Annotated in this window: 17 protein-coding genes; 9 read left to right on the top strand and 8 right to left on the bottom strand. The window is 46.7% G+C overall.

Features of this window, described 5'->3' with window-relative positions:
• Window positions 1-22: 22 nt before the first annotated feature.
• Entirely contained in the window at window positions 23-487 is a 465-nt protein-coding gene (locus ACSF8W_RS18165; protein WP_500848570.1) for a DUF411 domain-containing protein, read from the top strand.
• 102 nt (window positions 488-589) lie between these two features.
• Here the strand turns inward: ACSF8W_RS18165 and ACSF8W_RS18160 are convergent, their stop codons facing one another.
• Window positions 590-1,390 carry a hypothetical protein gene (locus ACSF8W_RS18160; protein ID WP_500848569.1) on the bottom strand — a complete coding sequence of 267 codons (801 nt, stop codon included), beginning with the start codon at window positions 1,388-1,390 and terminating at the stop codon, window positions 590-592.
• 295 nt (window positions 1,391-1,685) lie between these two features.
• On the opposite strand from ACSF8W_RS18160, the gene ACSF8W_RS18155 reads away from it, so the two are divergent.
• Both ACSF8W_RS18155 and ACSF8W_RS18150 read left to right on the top strand, forming a co-directional pair.
• Complete coding sequence (locus ACSF8W_RS18155) at window positions 1,686-2,381, top strand: DUF2786 domain-containing protein (protein ID WP_500848568.1); 696 nt, start codon at window positions 1,686-1,688, stop codon at window positions 2,379-2,381.
• Between the two features lie 228 nt (window positions 2,382-2,609).
• Window positions 2,610-3,914, top strand: coding sequence for an inosine/guanosine kinase (locus ACSF8W_RS18150; RefSeq protein ID WP_500848567.1), 1,305 nt, complete (start codon window positions 2,610-2,612; stop codon window positions 3,912-3,914).
• Window positions 3,915-4,048: 134 nt separating this feature from the next.
• On the opposite strand, the gene ACSF8W_RS18145 is transcribed toward ACSF8W_RS18150, so the two are convergent.
• From ACSF8W_RS18145 to hrpA, 4 genes are all read right to left on the bottom strand, one after another.
• Window positions 4,049-4,678: a DUF805 domain-containing protein gene (locus ACSF8W_RS18145; RefSeq protein ID WP_500848566.1), complete on the bottom strand. Its 630-nt coding sequence runs from the start codon at window positions 4,676-4,678 to the stop codon at window positions 4,049-4,051.
• The gene (locus ACSF8W_RS18140; protein WP_500848565.1) at window positions 4,650-5,273 is read right to left on the bottom strand and encodes a hypothetical protein; all 624 of its coding nucleotides are present in this window, start codon (window positions 5,271-5,273) and stop codon (window positions 4,650-4,652) included. The genes ACSF8W_RS18145 and ACSF8W_RS18140 overlap by 29 nt, the downstream gene beginning before the upstream one ends.
• A gap of 67 nt (window positions 5,274-5,340) precedes the next feature.
• A complete protein-coding gene (locus tag ACSF8W_RS18135; RefSeq protein ID WP_500848564.1) occupies window positions 5,341-5,913 on the bottom strand; it encodes a DUF805 domain-containing protein in 573 nt (190 codons plus the stop codon).
• A gap of 224 nt (window positions 5,914-6,137) precedes the next feature.
• On the bottom strand, window positions 6,138-10,019 hold the full coding sequence (gene hrpA / locus ACSF8W_RS18130) for an ATP-dependent RNA helicase HrpA (RefSeq protein ID WP_428479744.1): 3,882 nt from the start codon (window positions 10,017-10,019) through the stop codon (window positions 6,138-6,140).
• A gap of 215 nt (window positions 10,020-10,234) precedes the next feature.
• On the opposite strand from hrpA, the gene ACSF8W_RS18125 reads away from it, so the two are divergent.
• Complete coding sequence (locus ACSF8W_RS18125) at window positions 10,235-10,768, top strand: LA_2272 family surface repeat-containing protein (RefSeq protein WP_428479742.1); 534 nt, start codon at window positions 10,235-10,237, stop codon at window positions 10,766-10,768.
• A gap of 230 nt (window positions 10,769-10,998) precedes the next feature.
• Complete coding sequence (locus ACSF8W_RS18120) at window positions 10,999-11,463, top strand: tellurite resistance TerB family protein (RefSeq protein WP_500848563.1); 465 nt, start codon at window positions 10,999-11,001, stop codon at window positions 11,461-11,463.
• An 87-nt stretch (window positions 11,464-11,550) separates the two neighbouring features.
• On the opposite strand, the gene ACSF8W_RS18115 is transcribed toward ACSF8W_RS18120, so the two are convergent.
• The 3 genes from ACSF8W_RS18115 to ACSF8W_RS18105 form a co-directional block, all read right to left on the bottom strand.
• Window positions 11,551-12,282, bottom strand: a complete 732-nt coding sequence (locus ACSF8W_RS18115) for a L,D-transpeptidase family protein (RefSeq protein WP_500848562.1) — start codon at window positions 12,280-12,282, stop codon at window positions 11,551-11,553.
• A gap of 24 nt (window positions 12,283-12,306) precedes the next feature.
• A complete protein-coding gene (locus tag ACSF8W_RS18110) occupies window positions 12,307-12,969 on the bottom strand; it encodes a DUF1287 domain-containing protein (RefSeq protein WP_500848561.1) in 663 nt (220 codons plus the stop codon).
• 142 nt (window positions 12,970-13,111) lie between these two features.
• A complete protein-coding gene (locus ACSF8W_RS18105; RefSeq protein ID WP_500848560.1) occupies window positions 13,112-15,505 on the bottom strand; it encodes a helicase-related protein in 2,394 nt (797 codons plus the stop codon).
• 254 nt (window positions 15,506-15,759) lie between these two features.
• On the opposite strand from ACSF8W_RS18105, the gene ACSF8W_RS18100 reads away from it, so the two are divergent.
• The 4 genes from ACSF8W_RS18100 to ACSF8W_RS18085 all read left to right on the top strand — a co-directional run bounded on the left by ACSF8W_RS18100 (window position 15,760) and on the right by ACSF8W_RS18085 (window position 22,512).
• On the top strand, window positions 15,760-16,470 hold the full coding sequence (locus ACSF8W_RS18100; RefSeq protein ID WP_500848559.1) for a hypothetical protein: 711 nt from the start codon (window positions 15,760-15,762) through the stop codon (window positions 16,468-16,470).
• Between the two features lie 270 nt (window positions 16,471-16,740).
• The gene (locus tag ACSF8W_RS18095) at window positions 16,741-17,637 is read left to right on the top strand and encodes a 1,4-dihydroxy-2-naphthoyl-CoA synthase (protein ID WP_500848558.1); all 897 of its coding nucleotides are present in this window, start codon (window positions 16,741-16,743) and stop codon (window positions 17,635-17,637) included.
• Window positions 17,638-18,290: 653 nt separating this feature from the next.
• Complete coding sequence (locus tag ACSF8W_RS18090) at window positions 18,291-19,979, top strand: NAD-dependent malic enzyme (protein WP_500848557.1); 1,689 nt, start codon at window positions 18,291-18,293, stop codon at window positions 19,977-19,979.
• 1,051 nt (window positions 19,980-21,030) lie between these two features.
• Window positions 21,031-22,512 (top strand): alanine/glycine:cation symporter family protein, encoded by a 1,482-nt coding sequence (locus ACSF8W_RS18085; RefSeq protein WP_500848556.1) that lies wholly within the window; start codon window positions 21,031-21,033, stop codon window positions 22,510-22,512.
• Window positions 22,513-22,636: the final 124 nt, after the last annotated feature.

The raw sequence follows: 22,636 nt of genomic DNA, 5'->3' as shown, positions 1-22,636 counted from the left end.
AATGAATAAATAGGTAATCATCATGACATTGACTCAACACGCTTCTTTGGTAAAAACACTGGCTGTGGCCGCTCTACTGACTTTCACCGCATCAGCAAATGCCGCTAAATACACCGGCACAAACTATCAGTCACCGTACTGTGGATGCTGTAAAGAGTGGGTGAAACACATGGAAGAGAACGGCATCGAATTAGATATGGTGTATGAAGAAAATCTGACACCATTAAAAATTAAGCTGGGCATTCGCCCTGAATACGCCTCTTGCCATACCGCTGAAATTAACGGCTATACCTTTGAAGGGCACATCCCTGCCAACGAAATCGTTCGATTCCTTGAATCTCAGCCAAAGCGCATGAAAGGCCTTGCGGTTGGCGGTATGCCAATGGGGTCACCGGGCATGGAATATAACGATCAAAAAGATCCGTATAACGTGTTAGCGTTCGATGAAAATGGCCGAACCATGGTGTGGTCACGCGAAAACCAGTAACGGTTTTTCACTGCCCCGTCACGCCCCAGTGAACAGGCACCTGAGATAAACGAAAAAGGCGCTTAACGCGCCTTTTTCTTACCCCTGCGTAACACCAATCACTTACTGTGACTGCGCTAATTGATCAAACCAAGCCCGGTTGGGATCTTGTTCCTGTGCCCACTGCATGTCGATTTCACGTTGTTCAAGATAAATTTGCATCGCATTAAAGTAAGTAAACGCGGTCAGCTCTGAATCTTGACCAAAGTGTTCAAAAAACGCGTCCTCCTGCGTCGCCAACTGTGACAGGGTCACAACTCCGTGTTTAAACAACCATTGGATAGCATGCGCAGGCATGACAGTACGATGCAGAATAAATTCTTGAATTGCCGACAATGCAACATCAATTCCTCCTTGTTGGGATCGCTCCGGCAAAGAGAGAGCCGCTTCTTCCGCTAATAAAGCCCGCAAACTGGCAACACTCGCCGCACGCTCTTGAGCAGAATAGCCATACGTCATTTTGGCAAACCGAATCGCATAGGCCAGCTTATCTCGCCCCACCACTTCGACGACATCTTCCAGATATGGCTGAGGGATGGCATACGCTTTAGCCAGTTGTTCAATCGCCTGCTGCAAACTGGTATAAGTCACGCCATCAAACTGCACATGAAACGCGCAACTGAACGCAGCCACTGGTTGGCCATCGATCGCCAACGGCCATCCCGTGTAGTTCACGCGCCCTTTGGCTATTTCATACATTGCCCACGCGCTTTCCCTGAAGCCTTCAAGTGCCTTGCCTTCAAACTCACAGTCTTCCAGCTCTTCCTGCGTCCAGTTAATGCCAATCTGTAAATGCTTTTCGTATTTACGGTGCAATTGCGCTTTCACCTTATCCCGTAGAATGTCTAATCCACTGACTTTCATGGGTTTACATAACGAAAAACACTCCTGACAACAGGGCACTCGAATTGGCGTTACTTGCTGTTCATAGTTCGGTGTCGCCATAAAGGCATGCGAGTCAAAATACGGTTCCCCGCAAAACCAGCAAGTATGTCGATATTCAAAAGGCACATCTATTTCTTGGTAAGGCAATGTCATAACATGTTTTTTATCAATGAAACACGCGTGTTATTATGCGACATCGGCCTTGCAAAGGGAATTGTGCTATAGGGATGTTCACGTTAAAATATCCGACCTTTTTCAACCATGGTGTGACCGAATGTCTGAACAGAAGCGAAAGGCGCTGAAGAAAATTGCAAAATGCCTCGAGCTAGGTAACTCGGCGAATGTCAATGAAGCCGCGCAAGCCATAAAGATGGCCCACCGTTTAATGCTCAAATATGGTCTTGAAAAAGACGATATTGAATTCATCAAAATGGGCAAAACTAAAACCGCCACCTTGCTGCCTACTGACATCAGCCCTCAGATATTGAAGATCATACGTGGCATTAACCGCCGCTTTGGCGTTGAATGCGTGCTAACCAATCATAAGGGATTGAAGCAAGCTGAATTTATCGGCATGGCCGAACGCGCCATTTTTGCCGCTTTCGCCTTTGATGTTGTTTATCGCGAGATGAACCAACAAACAGGCCAATTCCGTAACAGCTTCCAAGGGTCTGGCACCAGTAATCCTGAGATTACCCGTCGTGTCTCTTCTTTCCTTGCGGGTTGGTTAGAAGGTGCATTAGAAAAACTGCCCGTGCTAACCACCGATGATGACCACGACCAACGCATGTCGAATTTCATTGATAAAGAGTTTGAAAACCTCGATCGTGAAACCTTCAAAAAGCAACTTCAAGAAGCCATGAAAGCGTTGACTGCTGATTATGAAAAAGGAATGAAAAAAGGACGATCTATCTCAGTAAGCCGTCCGGTTGGCGGCACAAGAGCACACGCTCCTAAACTACTGTCATAGTGACTATCACCCCTTTGCTATTCAGACAAAAAACAGCCACATCATTGGCTGTTTTTTTGTTTGTGAAATAGGCAGTTACGAAAAGCGCGCAAAACCACCGTCTTTATCGCGTAAAAATTCAGCAGTTAATTCACTCCTGTCACCTTATTGCCATGAAGTGGGATGTAAATCCCATTTTTGTGATACAATGAAACAAAATCCCCTTTAACCGATAGATAGCCTTCAGACATGAAATTCCCTGGTCAGCGTAAATCCAAGCATTACTTTCCAGTCAATGCCCGCGATCCATTAGTTGCTCAAATCCAGCAAGAAAATCCGCTATCTCGTACCCACTTAGTCGGTGTTGGTCAGACCATCGTAGATATCGAAGCGCGTATTGATGATGAGTTTCTTGCTCGCCATAACCTGAGTAAAGGGCATTCATTAGTGCTTGCCGAAGATAAAGCCGAATTGCTCTACCAAGAGTTAAAAGAGCTCAATCTGATCAGCCATGAATATCCTGGTGACACCATTGGTAACACCCTGCACAACTACTCTGTGCTGGCAGATGATAAATCGATTCTTCTGGGTGTCATGAGCCAAGACCTTAAGATTGGTTCTTACGCTTACCGTTATCTGTGCAACACATCGAGCCGTATGGATCTTGATTACTTGCAACCTGTTGATGGTCCTATCGGTCGCTGCTACACCTTGATCACCGAAGACGGTGAGCGCACTTTCGCCATTAACGAAGGCGAAATGAACCAACTTAAACCTGAATTCGTACCAGAAAGTGCATTTGAAAATGCGTCAGCCCTTGTTCTTTCTTCTTATTTGGTGCGTGGTAAGCCTGGCGATCCAATGAAGGATTCTGCGCTAAAAGCCATCGAATATGCGAAAAAACACAATGTGCCTGTTGTTCTGACATTGGGCACAAAGTACGTCATCGAAGGCAAGCAGGACTGGTGGATTGAATTTTTGAAAGATCACGTCACTTGCGTGGCGATGAATGAAGAAGAAGCGGAAGCCCTAACTGGCGAAAAAGATCCACTGGTTGCCGCCGATAAAGCGCTTGAGTGGGTTGATCTGGTTCTTTGTACAGCGGGTCCTGTGGGCTTGTACATGGCCGGTTACACTGAAGATGAGCTTAAGCGTGAATCAACGCTACCTTTACTACCTGGTCGTATTGCTGAATTTAACAAGTATGAATTTAGCCGCCCAATGATGAAAGATACCTGTGAAAATCCAATTCGCGTGTACTCTCACATTGCGCCATACCTTGGTGGTCCGGTAGAAATCAAAAACACCAATGGTGCTGGTGATGCCGCACTGTCTGCCCTGTTGCATGACATGTCAGCGAATCGCTACCACAAAGCGAACGTGCCTAACTCAGCAAAACACGCCGGTGAATTTTTGAGCTACTCGTCATTCTCTCAGATCTGTCAGTACTCTAACCGTGTAAGTTATGAAGTATTGACGCAGCACGCCCCTCGCCTATCGCGTGGCCTGCCTGAGCGTGAAGACTGCCTAGAAGAAGCGTACTGGGAACGTTAATCTGTTCTTAGAGCGCTACTGATAAAAAAAGCCCTTACGGGCTTTTTTTGTATCTGGTGTTTTGTTGTACTTAGCTTGTCGTATGAAGAGACTGAATGGTTAGTTTCATGAATCAGTTAGTTTCCATGTTCATACTACGCATTAAACCCATTTACTGAGCCTTTACTGCTGTGAGTATTTTGTCCATCTGCATAGTGTTCAGGTGCACAAATTAAATACAACGAAAAAATCAAACCTGCAGCCCCCATTAAGACAAGATCGAGGCATATTGTAATAAACAAAACCAATATATAGGTTAATCCTTTATGGCCAATATTTTTCCACCGCGCAACAGATGCTGAAATAGATACCCAAAATGCAAGGAACACAACAAGACAAAGTGATATCAATATACTGGTATTTTCACTATTTCCATAAAACCCAGTAATACTATCAATTAGATTGGCAACAATCAGCCCCGCGACGCCACCAGCAAAAAAGCAGACACCAAAATAATACCGCCTTTTCAGCGTATTAGTTTTAAAAAACAAAAGATTATATAGCGTAAGAGGAATTTCATGCTGACTGAGCGGGATAAGATCATCCCCACTAGCAGAAGCTAGATATCGATTGATTGCGTCATCCTGAGACTCTGCGTCTATTTCTGCACAGCATACGGAAAAACCTTGCTGAAGTAACACCACAACATCATCTTCTTGGTGTTCAGTGTATAGCTCGACAGCCTTTATAATTCCGTCATTTTCCAAAAGAATAAATTTTCTCACCCTTGCTTACCTCGTTCCTTGAGTTTGCTTTAATTCTTGCTATATCATCATCTTCAGGGTAGAACAGAAGATATATTGCCAATATAATACTAGGAAGGATCATCTCAACTGTTGATTCAAATATTGCGATAGCAATAATGATAATAATGAATGAACCTCCGCTGTGACCAATATTCTTCCATCTTGCTAAATTAGTCGAAAATGCAAACCAACCAAATACAATACCCATTATAGTGATTAAAAACAGAGTAAATGTTTCATCTATATCACCACCATTTACATTAAAAACCACTGTAATCGGTAATGAAAAGAAAACTAAAATAGCAAACATATAAGCAATATAATCACTGCGTTGCATTTGATTTGTTTCACAAAAAAACACATGATTAAACTTTAACGGGGAACTAGGAAACTTATCTTTCAATGATTGGTAATAAAGCGACAGTGCCTCATCAGAAGATGAGGCTTCATATTCTTCATCAACCACACTAAAATTTTGGTGAAGTAACGCTGACATTTCATCAACACCTTGCTCAGTAGATACGTCTACAGGTAAAACTAAGGCATGTTTATGCATTATTCTATAAATCGACATTCTCAACATCCGTATTTAACTATATGTCCATGTACCTATTTATAATGGTTTAATGTGCTTACAGAAATTATGCATTTTTTACGTTTTGAGCAGGGGCGAACAATAGATATAGCGTAAGAACCAGTCCTGCGAACCCCATCATGATGAAATCTAAAATGATGGTGACAATAAGCGCTAATAAATAATACCAACCTTGATGCCCACGATTTTTCCAACGAGAAACGGATGCTGATACCGACACCCAACCACCAATTAGGATAAAAGCCCCCAAAAATACAAATTGTGTGGGGTCAAACTCACCATAACCATATAATGCATCTTCAATATCACCCAAAATTGCATATATCAATATTCCGGCAATACATGCCAACACTAGGTTAATACCAAAATATGGTAGTCTACATAGTTGGTTTGTTTTAAAAAACAGCATATTCACAAAACTAAAATCAGCCCCATGATTAAATTGTATATCAGCATTGTATAATTCAAGCGCTTCCTGCTTATCTTGTGCAGAATACTCACCATCCACAATAACAAACCCTTGTTGAGCTAAAGTAGTGTACTCTTCTCGTCCCTCTTCCGTTGATATATTTATTGCGATGAAAATCTCATCTTTATGTAAAATCTTATACGTATTCATTATTTATCACCTCAGCCAAATCGTTGTTATAATTGAAAACGATTGATTTTTATCGTTTTTGGGACTACGTACAATGATAATTATTTGAATTTTAAATCCATCTCCAAGTAATTACCTGCAACAAAGTCACTATTTTACAGCGCACTTTTCTGTGGATATAAAAAAAGCCAGATACATATCTGGCTTTTTATTACTGTTGCACACTGTTATTGATCAATCACTGATTAACACTCGTTGATTGCATTACGAACACGCTTATCCGATATTGGGTATGGCGTGCCAAGCTGCTGTGCGAAGTAACTGACACGCAACTCTTCGATCATCCAACGGATTTCCCGCACCTTTTCAGGAACCGGTTGGCCTTTCGGAATCTTATTCAGCAATTCTTTATAATCAGAAACCACCGACTCGACTTTCAGAATGTGCATGCGGTCTTTGTTCGGATCAATCGGCAGCTTTTCCATACGGCGTTCAATCGCACGCATGTAACGAAGAATATCCGGCAAACGACGCCAGCCACACTCGGTCGCAAAACCTTTAAAGATTAAGCCTTCAATTTGCGCTTTAATGTCTGACAACGCAAAAGCCATGCTCAGATCAATGCGGCCTTTAAGACGTTTATTGATATTGAACGCTGTCGTCAAGATCTCTTCAACTTGCTTGGCAATCTCGACCACCGTGTCACCCAGTTCGCCGCGAATGTGTTCTTTCATCGCCTCAAACGCTTCAGGATCCCAAGCCAAACCACCCTTCTGTTCAATCAGCTTATCAATACCACAAGCAATGCAGTCATCGATCAGATCCATCACGCGACCGTACGGGTTAAAGTACAACCCCAACTTTGACTTATTCGGCAAGTTCGCATGCAGGTACTTGATCGGCGAAGGCACGTTTAGCAGCACCAAACGGCGCTGGCCTTGTTGCATGGCAGTGCGTTGCTCTTCTTCGGTTTCAAACAGCTTAATACCCACCGAATCTTTATTATCAACAATCGCAGGGTACGCTTTGACTTCAAAGCCACCGCGTTTTTGCTGATAACGCTCAGGCAACTGACCAAAGCTCCACGTTTTCAGGCCTTCTTGCTCAATGTCGTCATCCGCCACTTTCGACAGCGTTTCTTGTACTTTTTCTTTCAAGCCATCTTTCAGGCTGTACAAGTCTTTGCTCTCTTTTAGCTTGCGGTTACGGTGATCCACCACGCGGTACGTGATTTTCAGGTGATCTGGAATTTGCTCAACATTCCAATCTTCACGCATCACGGTCACGCCAGTCATACGTTTCAGCTCTTTCTCTAGCGAATCAAGCAGTGGCATCGCCATCGCTTCGGTACGCGCCAAGAAAGCATCTGCGTAGTTCGGGGCCGGAACAAAGTTACGACGAACCGGTTTGGGTAATGATTTGATCAACGCAATCACCAACTCTTGACGCAAGCCTGGGATCTGCCAATCAAAGCCATCCACTGTCACCTGATTCAGGATCGGCAATGGAACGTGTACCGTGACACCGTCACTGTCTTCACCCGGTTCAAACTGGTAGCTCAACTTCAGTTTCAAGTTGGCTTGATGCCAGAAATTCGGGTAATCCAAATCCGTGACATGGCTGGCATCACCACGGAACAGCATTTCACGCTCGAAGTTAAGCAGTTCGGCATTGTCGCGGCTGGCTTTCTTCCACCACGTATCAAAGTGACGGCCTGAGACAACCGTGTGTTCAACACGTTGGTCATAGAAATCAAACAACGCATCGTCATCAATCAAGATGTCACGACGGCGCGATTTATGTTCCAGCTCTTCCACTTCTTTCAGGAGTTTGCGATTCTGATGGAAGAATTTATGCTTGGTTTCCCAATCCCCTTCCACCAGCGCCGAGCGGACAAACAACTCACGCGACAACACAGGATCAATACGACCGTAGTTCACCTTACGTTTAGGCACCACAGGGATGCCGTAAATCGTCACTTTTTCCCAAGCGGCAACGGACGCCTGTTTTTTCTCCCAATGCGGTTCGCTGTAACTGCGTTTGATCAGGTGCTCCGCCAACGGTTCAACCCATTCCGGCTGAATTTTAGCGGCAATGCGACCCCACAGTCTGGACGTTTCCACCAGCTCAGCGACCATCACCCATTTAGGCTGCTTTTTGAAGATGCCAGAACCTGGAAAAATATTGAAACGGGCATTACGCGCACCGTGATATTCATTCTTTTCCTGATCTTTCATACCGATGTGTGACAACATGCCGGCCAACAGTGCGGTATGCACACCATCGTAACTGGCTTCTTGATCGTTTAAACGGTATTCCAGCTCTTTCACTACTTGGCTGACTTGGTAGTAAATGTCTTGCCATTCACGCACACGCAAGTAGTTGAGGTAGTCTTTCTTACACTGACGACGGAACTGGTTGCCTGACAACGCTTTTTGTTGCTCTTGGATGTAGTTCCACAAGTTAACAAACGTCAGGAAGTCAGAATCTTTGTCGTTAAATCGGCGGTGCTTCTCATCAGACGCTTGCTGCTTGTCGGACGGACGCTCACGCGGATCTTGAATCGACAAGGCAGAGGCAATGATCATCACTTCACGCAATGCCCCCTGCTTCGGCGCTTCCAATACCATACGCGCTAAACGTGGGTCAATCGGCAAACGAGCCAACTTACGACCCATCTCTGACAAACGCTTACGCGGGTCAGTGGCTTTCGGGTTGATCGCCCCCAACTCTTCCAGCAAACGGATACCGTCTTGAATGTTACGGTTATCTGGCGCTTCAACAAACGGGAAGGCTTGAATGTCACCTAGCCCAATGGCGGTCATCTGCAGAATAACGGACGCTAAGTTGGTGCGCAGGATCTCAGGATCGGTAAACTCTGGACGAGAAAGGAAATCCTCCTCGGAGTACAGACGAATACAGATACCTTCTGCGACACGACCACATCGACCTTTACGCTGGTTCGCACTCGCCTGAGAGATTCGTTCAATCGGTAGACGTTGTACTTTGGTGCGGTAGCTGTAACGGCTAATACGCGCCGTACCTGGGTCGATCACATACTTGATGCCCGGTACGGTTAAGGAGGTTTCCGCTACGTTCGTCGACAGAATAATGCGACGGCCTGCATGCGTTTGGAATACACGGTTTTGCTCGTTAGCCGACAGACGGGCGTACAACGGCAAAATTTCCGTATCGCGCAACTTACGTTTTTCTAACGCATCAGCGGTATCACGAATTTCTCGCTCACCGTTCATGAAGATCAGAATGTCGCCCAAGCCTTCATCACACAGCTCATCGACCGCGTCAAAAATGGCTTGTAGCTGATCACGGTCGCTCTCATCAGAGTCGTCCGCCATTGGGCGGTAACGCACATCAACCGGGAAAGTACGGCCAGACACTTCAATGATAGGGGCATTATTGAAGTGCTTAGAGAAACGCTCAGGGTCAATGGTTGCCGACGTAATGATGACTTTCAGATCAGGACGCTTTGGCAACAGTTCACGCAGGTAACCCATGATGAAGTCGATATTCAGACTACGTTCGTGCGCTTCATCGATAATGATGGTGTCATATTGACTGAGGTAACGGTCATTTTGAATTTCAGCCAGCAAGATACCGTCTGTCATCAATTTCACTTGGCTACGATCAGACACTTGATCGTTAAAGCGCACCTTATAACCGACATACGAACCCAGTTCGCATTGCAGTTCTTCGGCAATACGGCCAGCAACAGTGCGGGCAGCAAGACGACGCGGCTGGGTGTGGCCGATCATCCCTTTGGTGCCCAGCCCCAATTCCATACAGATTTTTGGCAGCTGGGTGGTTTTCCCCGAACCGGTTTCACCGGCCACAATCACGACCTGATTGTGCTTAATGGCTTCCGCGATGTCGTCTTTCTTTTGACTAACCGGCAGTTGTTCTGGGTAACGGATGGTAGGACGTTGGGTCGCGCGAAGTTCAACCGTCTGCATCGACTTGGCGATATCGAGCGCGATCTCATCAAACACGACGTGCTTCGCCTGTTCGTTCTTAATTCGAGCCGCCCCTTGCACGCGTTTGTGCAAACGGAAACGATCGCGGATCATGCAATCTTGAATGGCGGCTTTCAGCGTTTTTTCATTATTCAAAACGCTAGACTGAGAGGTATTCGACTGACTCAATGGAATTCCTGATAATTCAGTTGACTATTTTTAAAAAATTGCGCGAATTCTACCACACTTATGGGATTTACGGCATCTTGCGCACGGTTCCCGTTAACCTTGACCTATCACCATCCTTATTTGGATTAATTTTATCCTTTCAGGTATTATTTTGCGCAGTTTATCCATGTAGAGTACAAACAATGAAAAAGACGTTTGTGGGTTTGGTGCTAGCCGCCTCCCTTTCTGCGCCAGCGCTCGCTAATCAACCTATCCAACTTTCCGTACCCGGTAATAATTTACCTGATGGCAATGTGCATGGCTTCCGTGCCTCGCTGCTTTATGGACAGACTCCCTCTGTCACGGGCTTTCAGCTTCCTATTCTCGGTTTAGCCGAATCGCAGAATTTTACGGGGTTAAGTGTAGGCATGTTCTTCGGGGCTAACCGTGTGACGAACCAGTCAACGGGTGCAAAATTTGGTCTGGTAAACTGGAATGATAATACCGCTAAAGGTGCTGATATCGCCTTCTTTAACTACAATGGCGGCCAATTTACAGGCCTCCAGTTTGGTACCGTTAACTACACCGCACGCTTAAACGGCGTACAATTTGGCTTTGTAAATGCGACCGACCGTATCGAAAAAGGCATCCAAATCGGCCTGATCAACTACGATAAGTCGGGCACCTTTGTCAGCAAAGATTTGCCTGTTTTCCCTATCATCAATATGCGTTTCTGATCGTGTAACGTAACATTTTCCACTATGCCGGGGGCATCGTTTCCCCCGGCAGGGTGAACATTCAGCATTGAAACAATCGTCTTTAAACGCCGCTTTCGGGAACCTCCGCCCTCGCAAATAGTCTCACTCTTCAACACTGAACTTGAAAATCCCAAGCTCACCCCTATCTATACTATGAGTAGTAACAAAAATAGTCGCGACAAAAAAGACTGAACCACTGAGGTATGTGCATGTTCAAACAATTACGATCTATCTTTCGCCAAATGATGCATGAAGGCAGTGATGGTGGCCCGGTTGATACTCCATCACTCAACCTTGCTATGGCTTGCCTGCTGTGCGAAGTGTCTAATGCGGATCATAATGATGACCCTAGAGAGAAAAGCGCTAACATCCACCAACTGATGCATCTGCTAGGGATCACAGAAGACAGCGCCATCGCGCTATTGAATCAAGCGCAAGCACAAACCCAGCAATCCGTTTCTTTGTATGAATTTACCACCAAACTGCGTTCACTCCAGCCTGCTGAACGTTACAGCCTGATTGAAGCCATGTGGGAAGTGGCGTATGCCGACGGGATTCTTGATCCACTGGAAGAGGCGGTGATCCGCCAAGTAGCTGAACTGGTCTACGTGGATCATGCTGAATTTATTCGAGCCAAACTGGCAGCACAAAAGAACCAACCTACAACAGAATAATCGTTTCGCCCCTGTGCCTTTGCAGTACACAGGGGCTAATTTTCTTAATGGTTTATCGCATCGAACGCGTTCGTCAAAGATGCACAATTAAGGCTGGCTAACAGCGAGAAACGCCTGTTCAATATCTTGATACAAGGTGGCGACCCATGCTTTATCCCCATTCGCAGGCAGCAGAGCTTGCTTGCGTGGATCCACTGGAGCAATAATCACACTGACTTGCGCTTTACCAATTTCACTCACCAGCACGAACAACTCCTCAATCGCCGGATCACCCATCGCCAAGCAACCCACCGATACTGCCTTGCCATGAATAAAGATATTGGTGCCCGGTTCTGTGCGGCCTTCTTTCTTCGCCCATTGAGAATCAAATGCATTGGGATAATTCAGTTTCATGGATAAATGATACGCGCTGTTCGGGTTCAGGCCTTCTATTTGATAAATTCCCTCTGGTACCTGCCGATCACCCTCACGCAATTTCGGCCCCAATTCACCACTGGCTGCCAGCACCTCATAGGGTTTGATCAAGTGCCAACCGGCTCCCTGATGATCGCCATCTTGCTTGGCCCACAACTCCACCCGCTTATCGGCTTTTACCGCTAACAGAGCAATCTCTTTAGGCGGGTACACCACGCCAGCGGCATGAAAGGCACTGGCTAGTCGGCCTTCCGCTGATTCGCCGTATTTGTTCACCACATCCGAGACCGTTTGCTTACCGTTCATTTTCACATACACCGGATACCAATAACCGCGCCCAAACACAAATAGCCAGACTAGCGCACAAACACACAGCAGCCCGACGATCCCTAATGTCCCTTTCATTCGCATGCCTTTGCCTTCTGTGGGTTATTCTGGTTGGAATTGATAGCGCCCAGTGATGGTGTAATCAAACAGCATGTCTTCCAACACCGGCCCCCGACCAATATTGTGGACCACGAGCGGTCGTTTGCCATCGTCTGACCACTTATCCACGATAATGCCGATATGCGGTAAGTTACCCGGTAACATCCACGTGACAATGTCACCAGGTTGATACTGCTTGGCTTCATGGCTGATGGGGAAACTCACCCCGTGACGCTGAAAAAAGACTTGAAGATTGGGGACTCGACGGTGATCGATATTGCGATCGGTACGGGTTAAGCCCCAGATGCGTTTGGATGGATATGACGAAAAATGCTGACGCATGTCTTCATGCACCAGCCGTTGTAAATCAATGCCTAGTTGACGGTAACTGCGGATCAGCACATCAGTACAGACGCCGATGTCGGCGGGTACATCCCCATTCGGGTACGGGATACTGATATATCGGCCATCGTACCGCACGTTGTGGGTAGTGCGATCCATAGCCGCCGCCACCAGAGCATGGGGGGATGACGTCAGTATCTGCCCAGCTTGTTGATCCGACGGCAACACAGATGTCGGCGCAGCAAATACCATTGACGATCCCCCAATAGAGGATAACCATAAAGGGGATAAAAGCAGACTCATCGCGATAAGCGGGGGTTTCATTGGCGCACTCCTTGCTCACAATAACGGTTTAGTTTACTGCGCATGACGTCAAAATAGGCACCTGTTTTACCGCTCTCCGGCCACGCTCACATTAATTGCTCACCGTTATCATTGTTTTCTCTACGCTCAATGGCACTGACTGTCAGCGAATATCAATAATTCGGCTGGCTTTGCGATACTGCACTTTCCAACCATTCCAACGCGGCAATTCCCAACGTTTCGGATCCGGCTTTCGCTTGCCGTTAACATGTACCGCGACCACCAATTTTCGGGTCACATGGTATTCAATCTCCATCACCAGATCCGTTAGTGCCACTCGATGGGGAAACTCACTATCAAAATCCGTTCGCTCCCAATCAGGGATACCAACAAACGGAAAATCATCGAGACTAAACCATTCAAGATCGTCCGCTGACTCGACACCCAATGCGCTCAGTTGCTCACTTAACCACGTACGCAATACAACAGGTTCCGGTGTTCGCTGACACGTATTGGCATCATAGCGCCCCAGCGCCAAATACAAATTCCACTGATGAATGTCGACATGACGCATTTCTGCCAAGCCTTCCAGCAGCAAGCCATCTACCACTAAATCCACCAGCGCATCATGGGCTGACTCCCCCTGTGGCAACGCCCATTCAGAATGAATCACCCTACCGGCGTATACCCGTTGGTGTTCTACCCAGCAACCGTCATCGGTCACTTTGGTGCCACCAAAGGCATCCTCCCCCAGCGCCATCTCATTGAGCCATGCCAGCGGTACCGGTGCCATGCAGGTGGCGAGAATCATCGTCTGCTTGACGCCTTTACCCGGCAGTGCAAACTGATCAAAGACGATCGCCGCCTCCGCCGTGTCTGGATAACGGCAATCACGCGCGACAGACACTTCGCAATAGCCATTCCCCAATGCTTGGCGGCGGCGTTCTCGACGCACAAACACCAACTCTGGCACTGTTTCCATCACCGCTTTTAGCCACGCTTCGCGGCGTACCTTCGTTGCGACGTCCAACATGGGTAAATCCAACGCTGCACGAATTTGCTCCGCCAGCATGCGTGCTTCAGCCAATACGTTCGGATCGATATCCAGCCATTCCGGTACGTGACCCCGTAACAGCTTAATCAATGTCATCGCATCGCAATGCAGTGGCTCCCATTTCGCCAGTTTCTCAAGCCGCTCTTCGCCGCTTGGCATATTCCATACCCGCTGATACACACTGAGCGCAGCAGATAAATCCACCATGGCTTCCCGGCTGGCTTTATCTGGCATCGCGGTGATCAAGTGGGCAAACAAGGTATCAATGGGCAACGGATACAAGATATGCCCCTGTGCGGTTGCACGCCCGTCCTCATCAATGGCCTGCATTTGTTTTAATCGGTCAAACGCTTGCTGTCTGGCTTTCTCTGGCACCGGATCAACAAAGTCGAGCGCATCTAACCGATAACCACAACAGGCAGCCGCCAGCATAGGCTCCACCAATTCTTCACGGTGCAACTCTGGGGGCGTGATCAGCTCTAGTGGTGCAGCTTTACCGTACAAGCGAATACAATGCCCGTCTCTCACTCGGCCTGCGCGTCCTTTACGTTGTTCGGCACTGGCGCGGGAAATGGCGTGTAACCCTAATACGGTTCGGCCGTTACGCTGGTGGGTTCGGCGCTCTAAACCAGAATCAATAATCAGCGTGACACCGGGAATGGTCACAGAGGTTTCCGCCACATTGGTCGCAAAGATAATGCGCTGCTTATCACTCTCGGTCAGCGCACGGTGTCGCTCAGCATCAGTCACTGAAGCATGCAATGGAATCACATCCACACAACCAGCATCAATGTCAGCGTGCAGCGCCTTTTTCACATTTGCTAAGCATTGTGCAATTTCTTTGCGCCCGGGCAAGAACACCAAAATATCTTGATGATCACGATAATGCTGTTCCACCACCTCGGTGACTTGGCTCTCTAGATGGCGACTTTCTGGCATATTGCGACTATCAGACGCACTATGCGACACAGTGACAGTAAAATTTCGCCCTTCGGCACGCAGGCACTGTCCCTGTAAATATGCCGTCAACCGTTCGCTGTCCAGTGTCGCAGAGGTGACCACCAAGCGATGCGAGTCTCGCGCTTTGAGCATCGCCAGTAACAAATCCGTATCCCAACGGCGTTCATGAAACTCATCAATAATGATCGTGTTAAATGTCGCCAATCCGTCTTCACTTAACCAGCGCAATGCCACGCCCGGTGTCACGAATACGATGTCAGAGTCATCATGAAATTGATTCTCAAAACGAATCGCATAGCCCACAGATTGCCCGACTTTTTCACCGCAGCCCCGCGCAATAAACTCCGCTAACGCGCTGCACGCCACACGTCTTGATTCGACCACCAACACCCGCCCACGCGTGGCAGCCCACACCGGCAAGCGGGTCGATTTTCCTGACCCGGTTTCAGCCACAACGACAAGGTGGGCGCTGGCAAGCTGGGTAATAAAATCCGTTTGAATGGCATCGATAGGCAACTGAAAAGTCGGTAACTGCAAAGACATAGTGACTCAGAGGGAGAAATAAGGAGAAAGAAACGTCATTTTGGCAATATGCCTTGCAGACTGCAAGCCAGAGACTTGCATATAAGGAAGTACGCGCCATCAAGCACACAAAGAAAGCAAGTCATGACGAAAATACCGCGACATTTTCGCCACTAAGGCATAAAAATCACATAAAAAGCCATCGTGACAAAAATTGGCTCACCATTTGCAAGTTACTCAATACGGATAGGGAAGATAACCAATAGGAAATGCCCATGAGCAACAGTATTAAATCAATCTACGGTCTACTGCTGACATCGATAATGTTCATCGCCTCTTTCTCGGCTCAGGCAACGCTTGTCAGCATAGACAACTGTAGTGGCAACGTGAACAACGGACCCGCCGTAAGCTGTGAGATCACGGAGACACCGCCGGCTGTCATTACTAAAAACCCGAATAACAACAAATTACTGGCGTGGGATGAGGTGCAAAACCACACGCTGACAGAACCGCTAAAAGTTGATCGTGTATTTGATTCAAATGCCTCTTTTATTTCTGATGCTGGTAATGGCGATTACTACATCGCGACTGGCACCATTGTATCGAGTCACTACGTGCAATGGGATCCGAAAAATTCAGGGAGTATCTCTGCCGATATCGTGCTGGATTCGCAAGTTTTTGCGTATGTCACATCCGATGCGAACTTATTTGCCAGTGACTCAGCCCTCGCCCTGCCCGGCATTGACTATAACGACTTTACTTTACGTGGCTTAGAAGGTGGGGACTCCACCAGTTTTAATGGCGCCAGTACCGCCATTGCTTGGAATGCCAGCTCTCCGGGCGACTGGACACGATTAATTACCGCCTACTCGCCAGCCGCCGAGATTGCGGAACCGGCACCACTGCCATTGTTCCTTGCAAGTATTTTCCTTATCACGCTGTCACGCCGCAGAGTGCTCGATATTAAAAAACAGTTACGCGACTAAGTGAACCCTTACGCTATTTTTCCTTTTATATTGTATCTATCCGTTTTTCTTACGGTATTCGTATGGCGAGAGAGGTCAGGCATGCTCCCTCTCTCACCCTTCTTTTTCCTGCTTTTTCTGACCGCTTTGTGAACCATTGTGATCTATTCCCTTCTAGAATTGTCATATTCCTTCATAAATTATTGACTTTTACCGCTAAGCCCCTAGCCTGTACCTACCAAGTACTTCGTGACTTGGAGAACTTCCCAACTCAATGAGGCAATCGTCATCATGACCCGCAAAGAAATTTTTAATCCCGATCTATGGGATGTTGTCCCTGGTTTTGATTTTGAAGATGTGACCTACCACCGCGCCAAAGCACATGGCACCGTGCGTATTGCCATCAACCGTCCAGACTGTCTGAATGCTTTCCGCCCTAAAACGGTCGATGAGCTATTCACTGCATTGGATCATGCTCGCCAGTGGTCAGACGTAGGTTGTGTACTGCTAACCGGTAATGGTCCGTCTGAAAAAGGCCAGTGGTCATTCTCTTCTGGTGGCGATCAGCGTATTCGTGGCAAAGATGGTTACAAGTACGAAGGGGAAGAAGCCGGTAAAGCCGATGTCGCGCGCATGGGCCGCCTTCACATTCTCGAAGTGCAACGCATGATCCGCTTTATGCCAAAAGTCGTGATTGCAGTCGTACCGGGCTGGGCTGTTGGCGGTGGCCACAGTTTGCACGTTGTGTGTGATTTGACACTGGCATCGAAAGAACATGCCATCTTCAAACAAACCGATCCTGACGTAGCATCGTTTGATTCGGGTTACGGCTCTGCATATCTGGCCAAAATGATCGGCCAGAAACGTGCCCGCGAAATCTTCTTCTGTGGCTTTAACTACAGCGCGCAAGAAGCCTATGACATGGGCATGGTAAACAAAGTGGTTGATCACTTTGAGCTAGAAGAAGAAGCGCTGAACTGGGCAAAAGAAATCAACAGCAAGTCGCCAACCGCGATGCGTATGCTGAAGTACGGTTTCAACCTGCCTGATGATGGCTTAGTGGGCCAACAGTTGTTCGCGGGTGAAGCAACACGTCTGGCTTACGGCACTGCCGAAGCACAAGAAGGCCGCGATGCGTTCCTAGAGAAACGCGATCAGGACTTCAGCCAATTCCCTTGGCATTATTGATCTATTGTCGCTTCTTGATCATCCTGAGGAGGTCAAGAAGCGTTCTTTCTTGTTATGCCTTGATCTTTTATTTCTGTCTTTATTCTTTTACTTACCCACTGACTTTTTCATTGGCTTTATCCATTCGCTCAGTCTTTCCCTATAGTTATTCTGCCTCCTCATCGTTCACCTTACTGCCACTTTTGACGCCATGCGTAACCTCTTTCAGCCAGCAATCGATCCCAAATATCATTACTGCGGCTCTATCACCCACCAAGAAAGAAAACATTAACCACACACGCGAGCAACATAAACACAACAAAACAGAACAAAACAGAACCACGAAAACACCAGATTTAACCAAAACACCCACAAGTTATCGCGTGATGATTTCAATTCTCAGATGCGCAAAAAACCAGCAAATCAAACGTCCTTCACGTTCACACAAATGCGCCACATCACACACAACATGCATACACCTTGGTCACACCGAAACACAGGGGTAACATTTTTCATTTTACCGTGTTAATGACCGTAAACTTATGCACAGAAACTTGATCTAATTCGCTAAATTATCTCGGATTCTCTTTGAATATTCAGGCGCGTAGATCTACGATTAGCCCTTAAATGAAAAGTGCTTTTTTCATACCTCTACTCAAGACAGAGCTGATTGCATGAACAACGACAAACGCCCACTCTATATCCCTTACGCTGGCCCTGCGCTACTTGAAACTCCCCTGCTAAACAAAGGCAGTGCATTCTCTGTAGAAGAACGTATGTTCTTCAACTTGGAAGGTCTACTTCCAGAAGCGATCGAAACCATTGAAGAACAAGCTGAACGTGCCTATAAGCAGTTCATGCAGTTCGATAACGACATGGATAAGCACATCTACCTGCGCAATATCCAAGACACCAATGAAACGTTGTTCTACCGTTTGGTTGAAAATAACATCACAGAAATGATGCCGATCATCTACACGCCTACGGTGGGTGCAGCCTGTGAAGATTTCTCAAATATCTACCGTCGTGGCCGTGGCCTGTTCATCTCTTACCCGAACCGTGACCGTATTGAAGACATGCTCAACAATGCCTCTCGTCACAACGTAAAAGTTATCGTTGTGACAGACGGTGAGCGTATTCTTGGTCTGGGTGACCAAGGTATCGGTGGTATGGGTATTCCAATCGGTAAACTGTCGCTATACACCGCGTGTGGGGGCATTAGCCCAGCTTACACTCTGCCTGTAGTGCTTGATGTGGGTACCAATAACCCGCAGCGTTTATCTGATCCTATGTACATGGGTTGGCGTCATCCTCGTATTTCTGGTCAGGAATACGATACGTTTGTTGATGATTTCATTCAGGCTGTGAAACACCGTTGGCCAGAAGCACTGATCCAATTTGAAGACTTCGCACAGAAAAATGCGATGCCTTTACTTGAGCGTTATAAAGACGAAGTGTGCTGCTTCAATGATGACATTCAAGGTACCGCTGCCGTGACCGTGGGTTCCCTACTCGCGGCGTGTAAAGCAGCCGGTAACAAACTGTCTGATCAGCGTATTACCTTCTTGGGTGCTGGCTCTGCAGGTTGTGGTATCGCGGAAGCGATCATTGCGCAAATGGTGTCTGAAGGCATCAGCGAAGCGCAAGCACGTAGCCAAGTATTCATGGTCGACCGTTGGGGCCTATTGGTCGACGACATGCCGAACCTGATCAATTTCCAGAAGAAATTGGTGCAAACCCGTGAAGCGATCAGCCAGTGGGATACCGAAGACAACAACATTTCGCTGTTGGATGTGATGCGAAATGGAAAACCAAACGTATTGATTGGGGTATCTGGCGTACCGGGCCTATTCAGCGAAGAAGTGATCCGCGAAATGCACAAGCATTGTGAGCGTCCTATCATCTTCCCGCTGTCTAACCCAACCAGCCGTGTAGAAGCCACACCGGCAGATCTGATCCGCTGGACGGACGGCAATGCGTTGGTTGCCACAGGTTCACCGTTTGAACCTGTGATGCACAACGAAAAAATCTACCCAATCGCACAATGTAATAACAGTTACATCTTCCCGGGTATTGGTTTGGGCGTACTGGCTGTCGGCGCACACCGTGTCACTGACGAAATGCTAAGAGAAAGTAGCCGTGCACTGGCAGAGTGCTCACCACTGGCCATTAACGGTACAGGCGCACTATTGCCACCATTGGAAGAAATTCAGAACGTATCGCGTCATATTGCGTTTGCCGTTGCGAAGAAAGCGGTTGAACAGCGCAAAGCGCCGAAGAATACCGATGAGCGTATTAAAGAGAAGATCAACGACAACTTCTGGCATTCAGAATACCGTCGATATAAGCGTACTTCTTTCTAATTCCTGTCAGAATCCTGACCATTTATAACAAAACCCGCCATCGTGCGGGTTTTTTCATGTTTATTCACTACATCATACTGCAAGTAAATGCAATTTTAAGTGTTTGCGAATTACATAAATTTAGTGACCTGTCCAATATTTCTACTTCTTTGATATTCACTGTGCTAGACAAGCATTACTATACTTACTTATGCAACACATACTTTCTGCAACACAGAAGTAAACACAACAAAATTAACAATAACTCTAGGTGGTATAACCTATGCAAGAACTACCAATATGCACAGAATGTGGTCAGGATGAGGAATACCTTGTTTCTGACGCTGGCGTTTTTACTTGCTCTTGCGGTCATCAGTTCATGGTATTAGACAGTGATTTATGTGATGAAACACAGAATTTCGTAGAGAACATTGACCAACTAAAACGCAGCCAATTTTTTGATAATTATTCAACGCTTGTTCACTGATTCACCCTCTTTCTTTTCCTTTATTCTCATGGCCAGTACGCCACTGGCCTCCTTCCTTTCTCACCATACAAAAATAAATGCAATGTTATTCACTGTATTTCGCTCATGCGCCCCAGCAACCATTCTCGCATGTTAAGAATGGTTAAAAACACACCACCAGAAACAGTTAATAAAACCACGATATATTGTTAAAATAACGTAAAAACCCAAATAAACTGTAATTGAGCAACGTTCAAAACATACCGATATTGACCCACTCAATATTAACGCAAACGTTTGTTTTACCAGCTTTTATTTAACAGAATCACATACTGCAACAGTTTTAACTCAAGCATACATTCCCGAAGCGTGATCTAAGTCACGCTGAAAAAGCGAATTTTCATGCTAACTTACCGTCCCGTCTACAGATGAAACATCTGATTCTATGTTTCATTAATGTAACCATTCTCGGTTACAAAAATCAGCGTTATAAACAGACATAAAAAATATAAATTCAGAATCGTAGTATGAACTGTCATATAAATGGACGTTCCAGTTTATTCAATGGCGTTATTAGTCATTGAATGTCATATACAGGAAATTATCATGAGCGTTAGTAACGAAACTTGGTTAACCGCACTCAACGACGGCTTAAGCACAGTCATTGGTGTCATTAACGGTGTACTTTGGGGCCAACTTCTTGTTTACCTTCTGGTTGCAGTCGGTATTTACTTCACTTTGCGTTTAGGCTTCATTCAAATCCGTCAGTTCAAACACGCAATCGATGTCCTTAAAAGCGGCAAAGATGTTGATAACGGCTTGAGTTCTTACGAAGTATTCTGTACTTCAATGGCAGCACGTGTCGGTACCGGTAACATGGCGGGTGTCGCTGTTGCATTGGCAGCCGGTGGCCCTGGTGCCATTTTCTGGATGTGGTTGATTGCCCTATTTGGTATGGCGACCGCCTTTATTGAATCTACCCTCGCACAGATTTACAAAACCAAAGATATCGACGGTCAATACCGTGGTGGCCCGGCTTATTATATGGAAAAAGGCCTTGGTCAACGCTGGATGGGTTCTTTGTTCTCCGTCTTTTTGATTATCGCTTTTGGTCTGGTATTTAATGCCGTTCAAGCGAACACCATCACTGATGCGTTAAGCCACTCTTTCGGGTTTGATGAAACCATCATGGGTGTCGTGATTGTTGCGTGTTCTGCTTTCTTCATCATGGGTGGTTTACGTAAGATTGCTGCTGCATCTTCACGTATCGTCCCTGTCATGGCGATTGGCTACCTGGCGATTGCACTGCTGATTGTCGTGATGAACATCACTGAACTTCCAGCGGTACTTTCACTGATTGTGAAGAGCGCATTCGGTTGGCAAGAAGCCGCGGCTGGTGGTGTGGCATACACCATTTCACAAGCGATGCAGAGCGGTATCGCACGAGGTTTGTTCTCAAACGAAGCCGGTATGGGTTCTGCCGCTAACGTTGCGGCAAGTGCGACACCTAACCCGAACCACCCTGCCTCTCAGGGCTTTGTTCAGATGCTAGGTGTATTCGTCGATACTATTGTTATCTGTACAGCATCTGCTGCGATGATCATGCTAAGTGGTGTGATGGATCAACCTGATGCAGCAACTGGCATCAGCCTGCTTCAGCAAGCATTGACGAGCGAGCTAGGTGGCTGGACAACGTACTTTATGGCGGCGGCAATCATTCTATTCTGTTTCACGTCAATCATTGCTAACTACAGCTATGCAGAAACTAACGTGATGTTCCTGAACGGCAACACCAAAAAAGGCCTGTTCGCATTCCGTCTTTGTGTGCTGGGTATGGTGATGTTCGGCTCTGTGGCCTCTCTACCGGTGGTATGGAACCTTGCAGATGCTTCTATGGGTATGATGGCCTTAATCAACATCGTGGCACTGGTTCTGCTTTCAAGCTTGGCTATCCGCGTGATTAAAGACTACGAAGTACAGTTGAAAGCGGGCAAATCGCCTGAGTTCGACCGCTCTAAGTTCCCTGAATTGGAAGAACTTGACGGTGCATGGCACCCAGAAGAAGCCGCTAAGTCGACGTCTCGCTAAGCCTGTTATTCATCTCTAAACCGATGAGTCACTGAAAAAAGAGCCAGCATTATGCTGGCTCTTTTTTATTCCTCGTTTCTTTATTTTGATGTAGATATATTTCGGTATACCTGTCTTTCTGAGA

This window comes from Photobacterium sp. 270122K (genome assembly GCF_059941365.1).
Note: the sequence above shows the minus strand (reverse complement) of the source record. Positions and strands in the feature narration are given on the sequence as shown.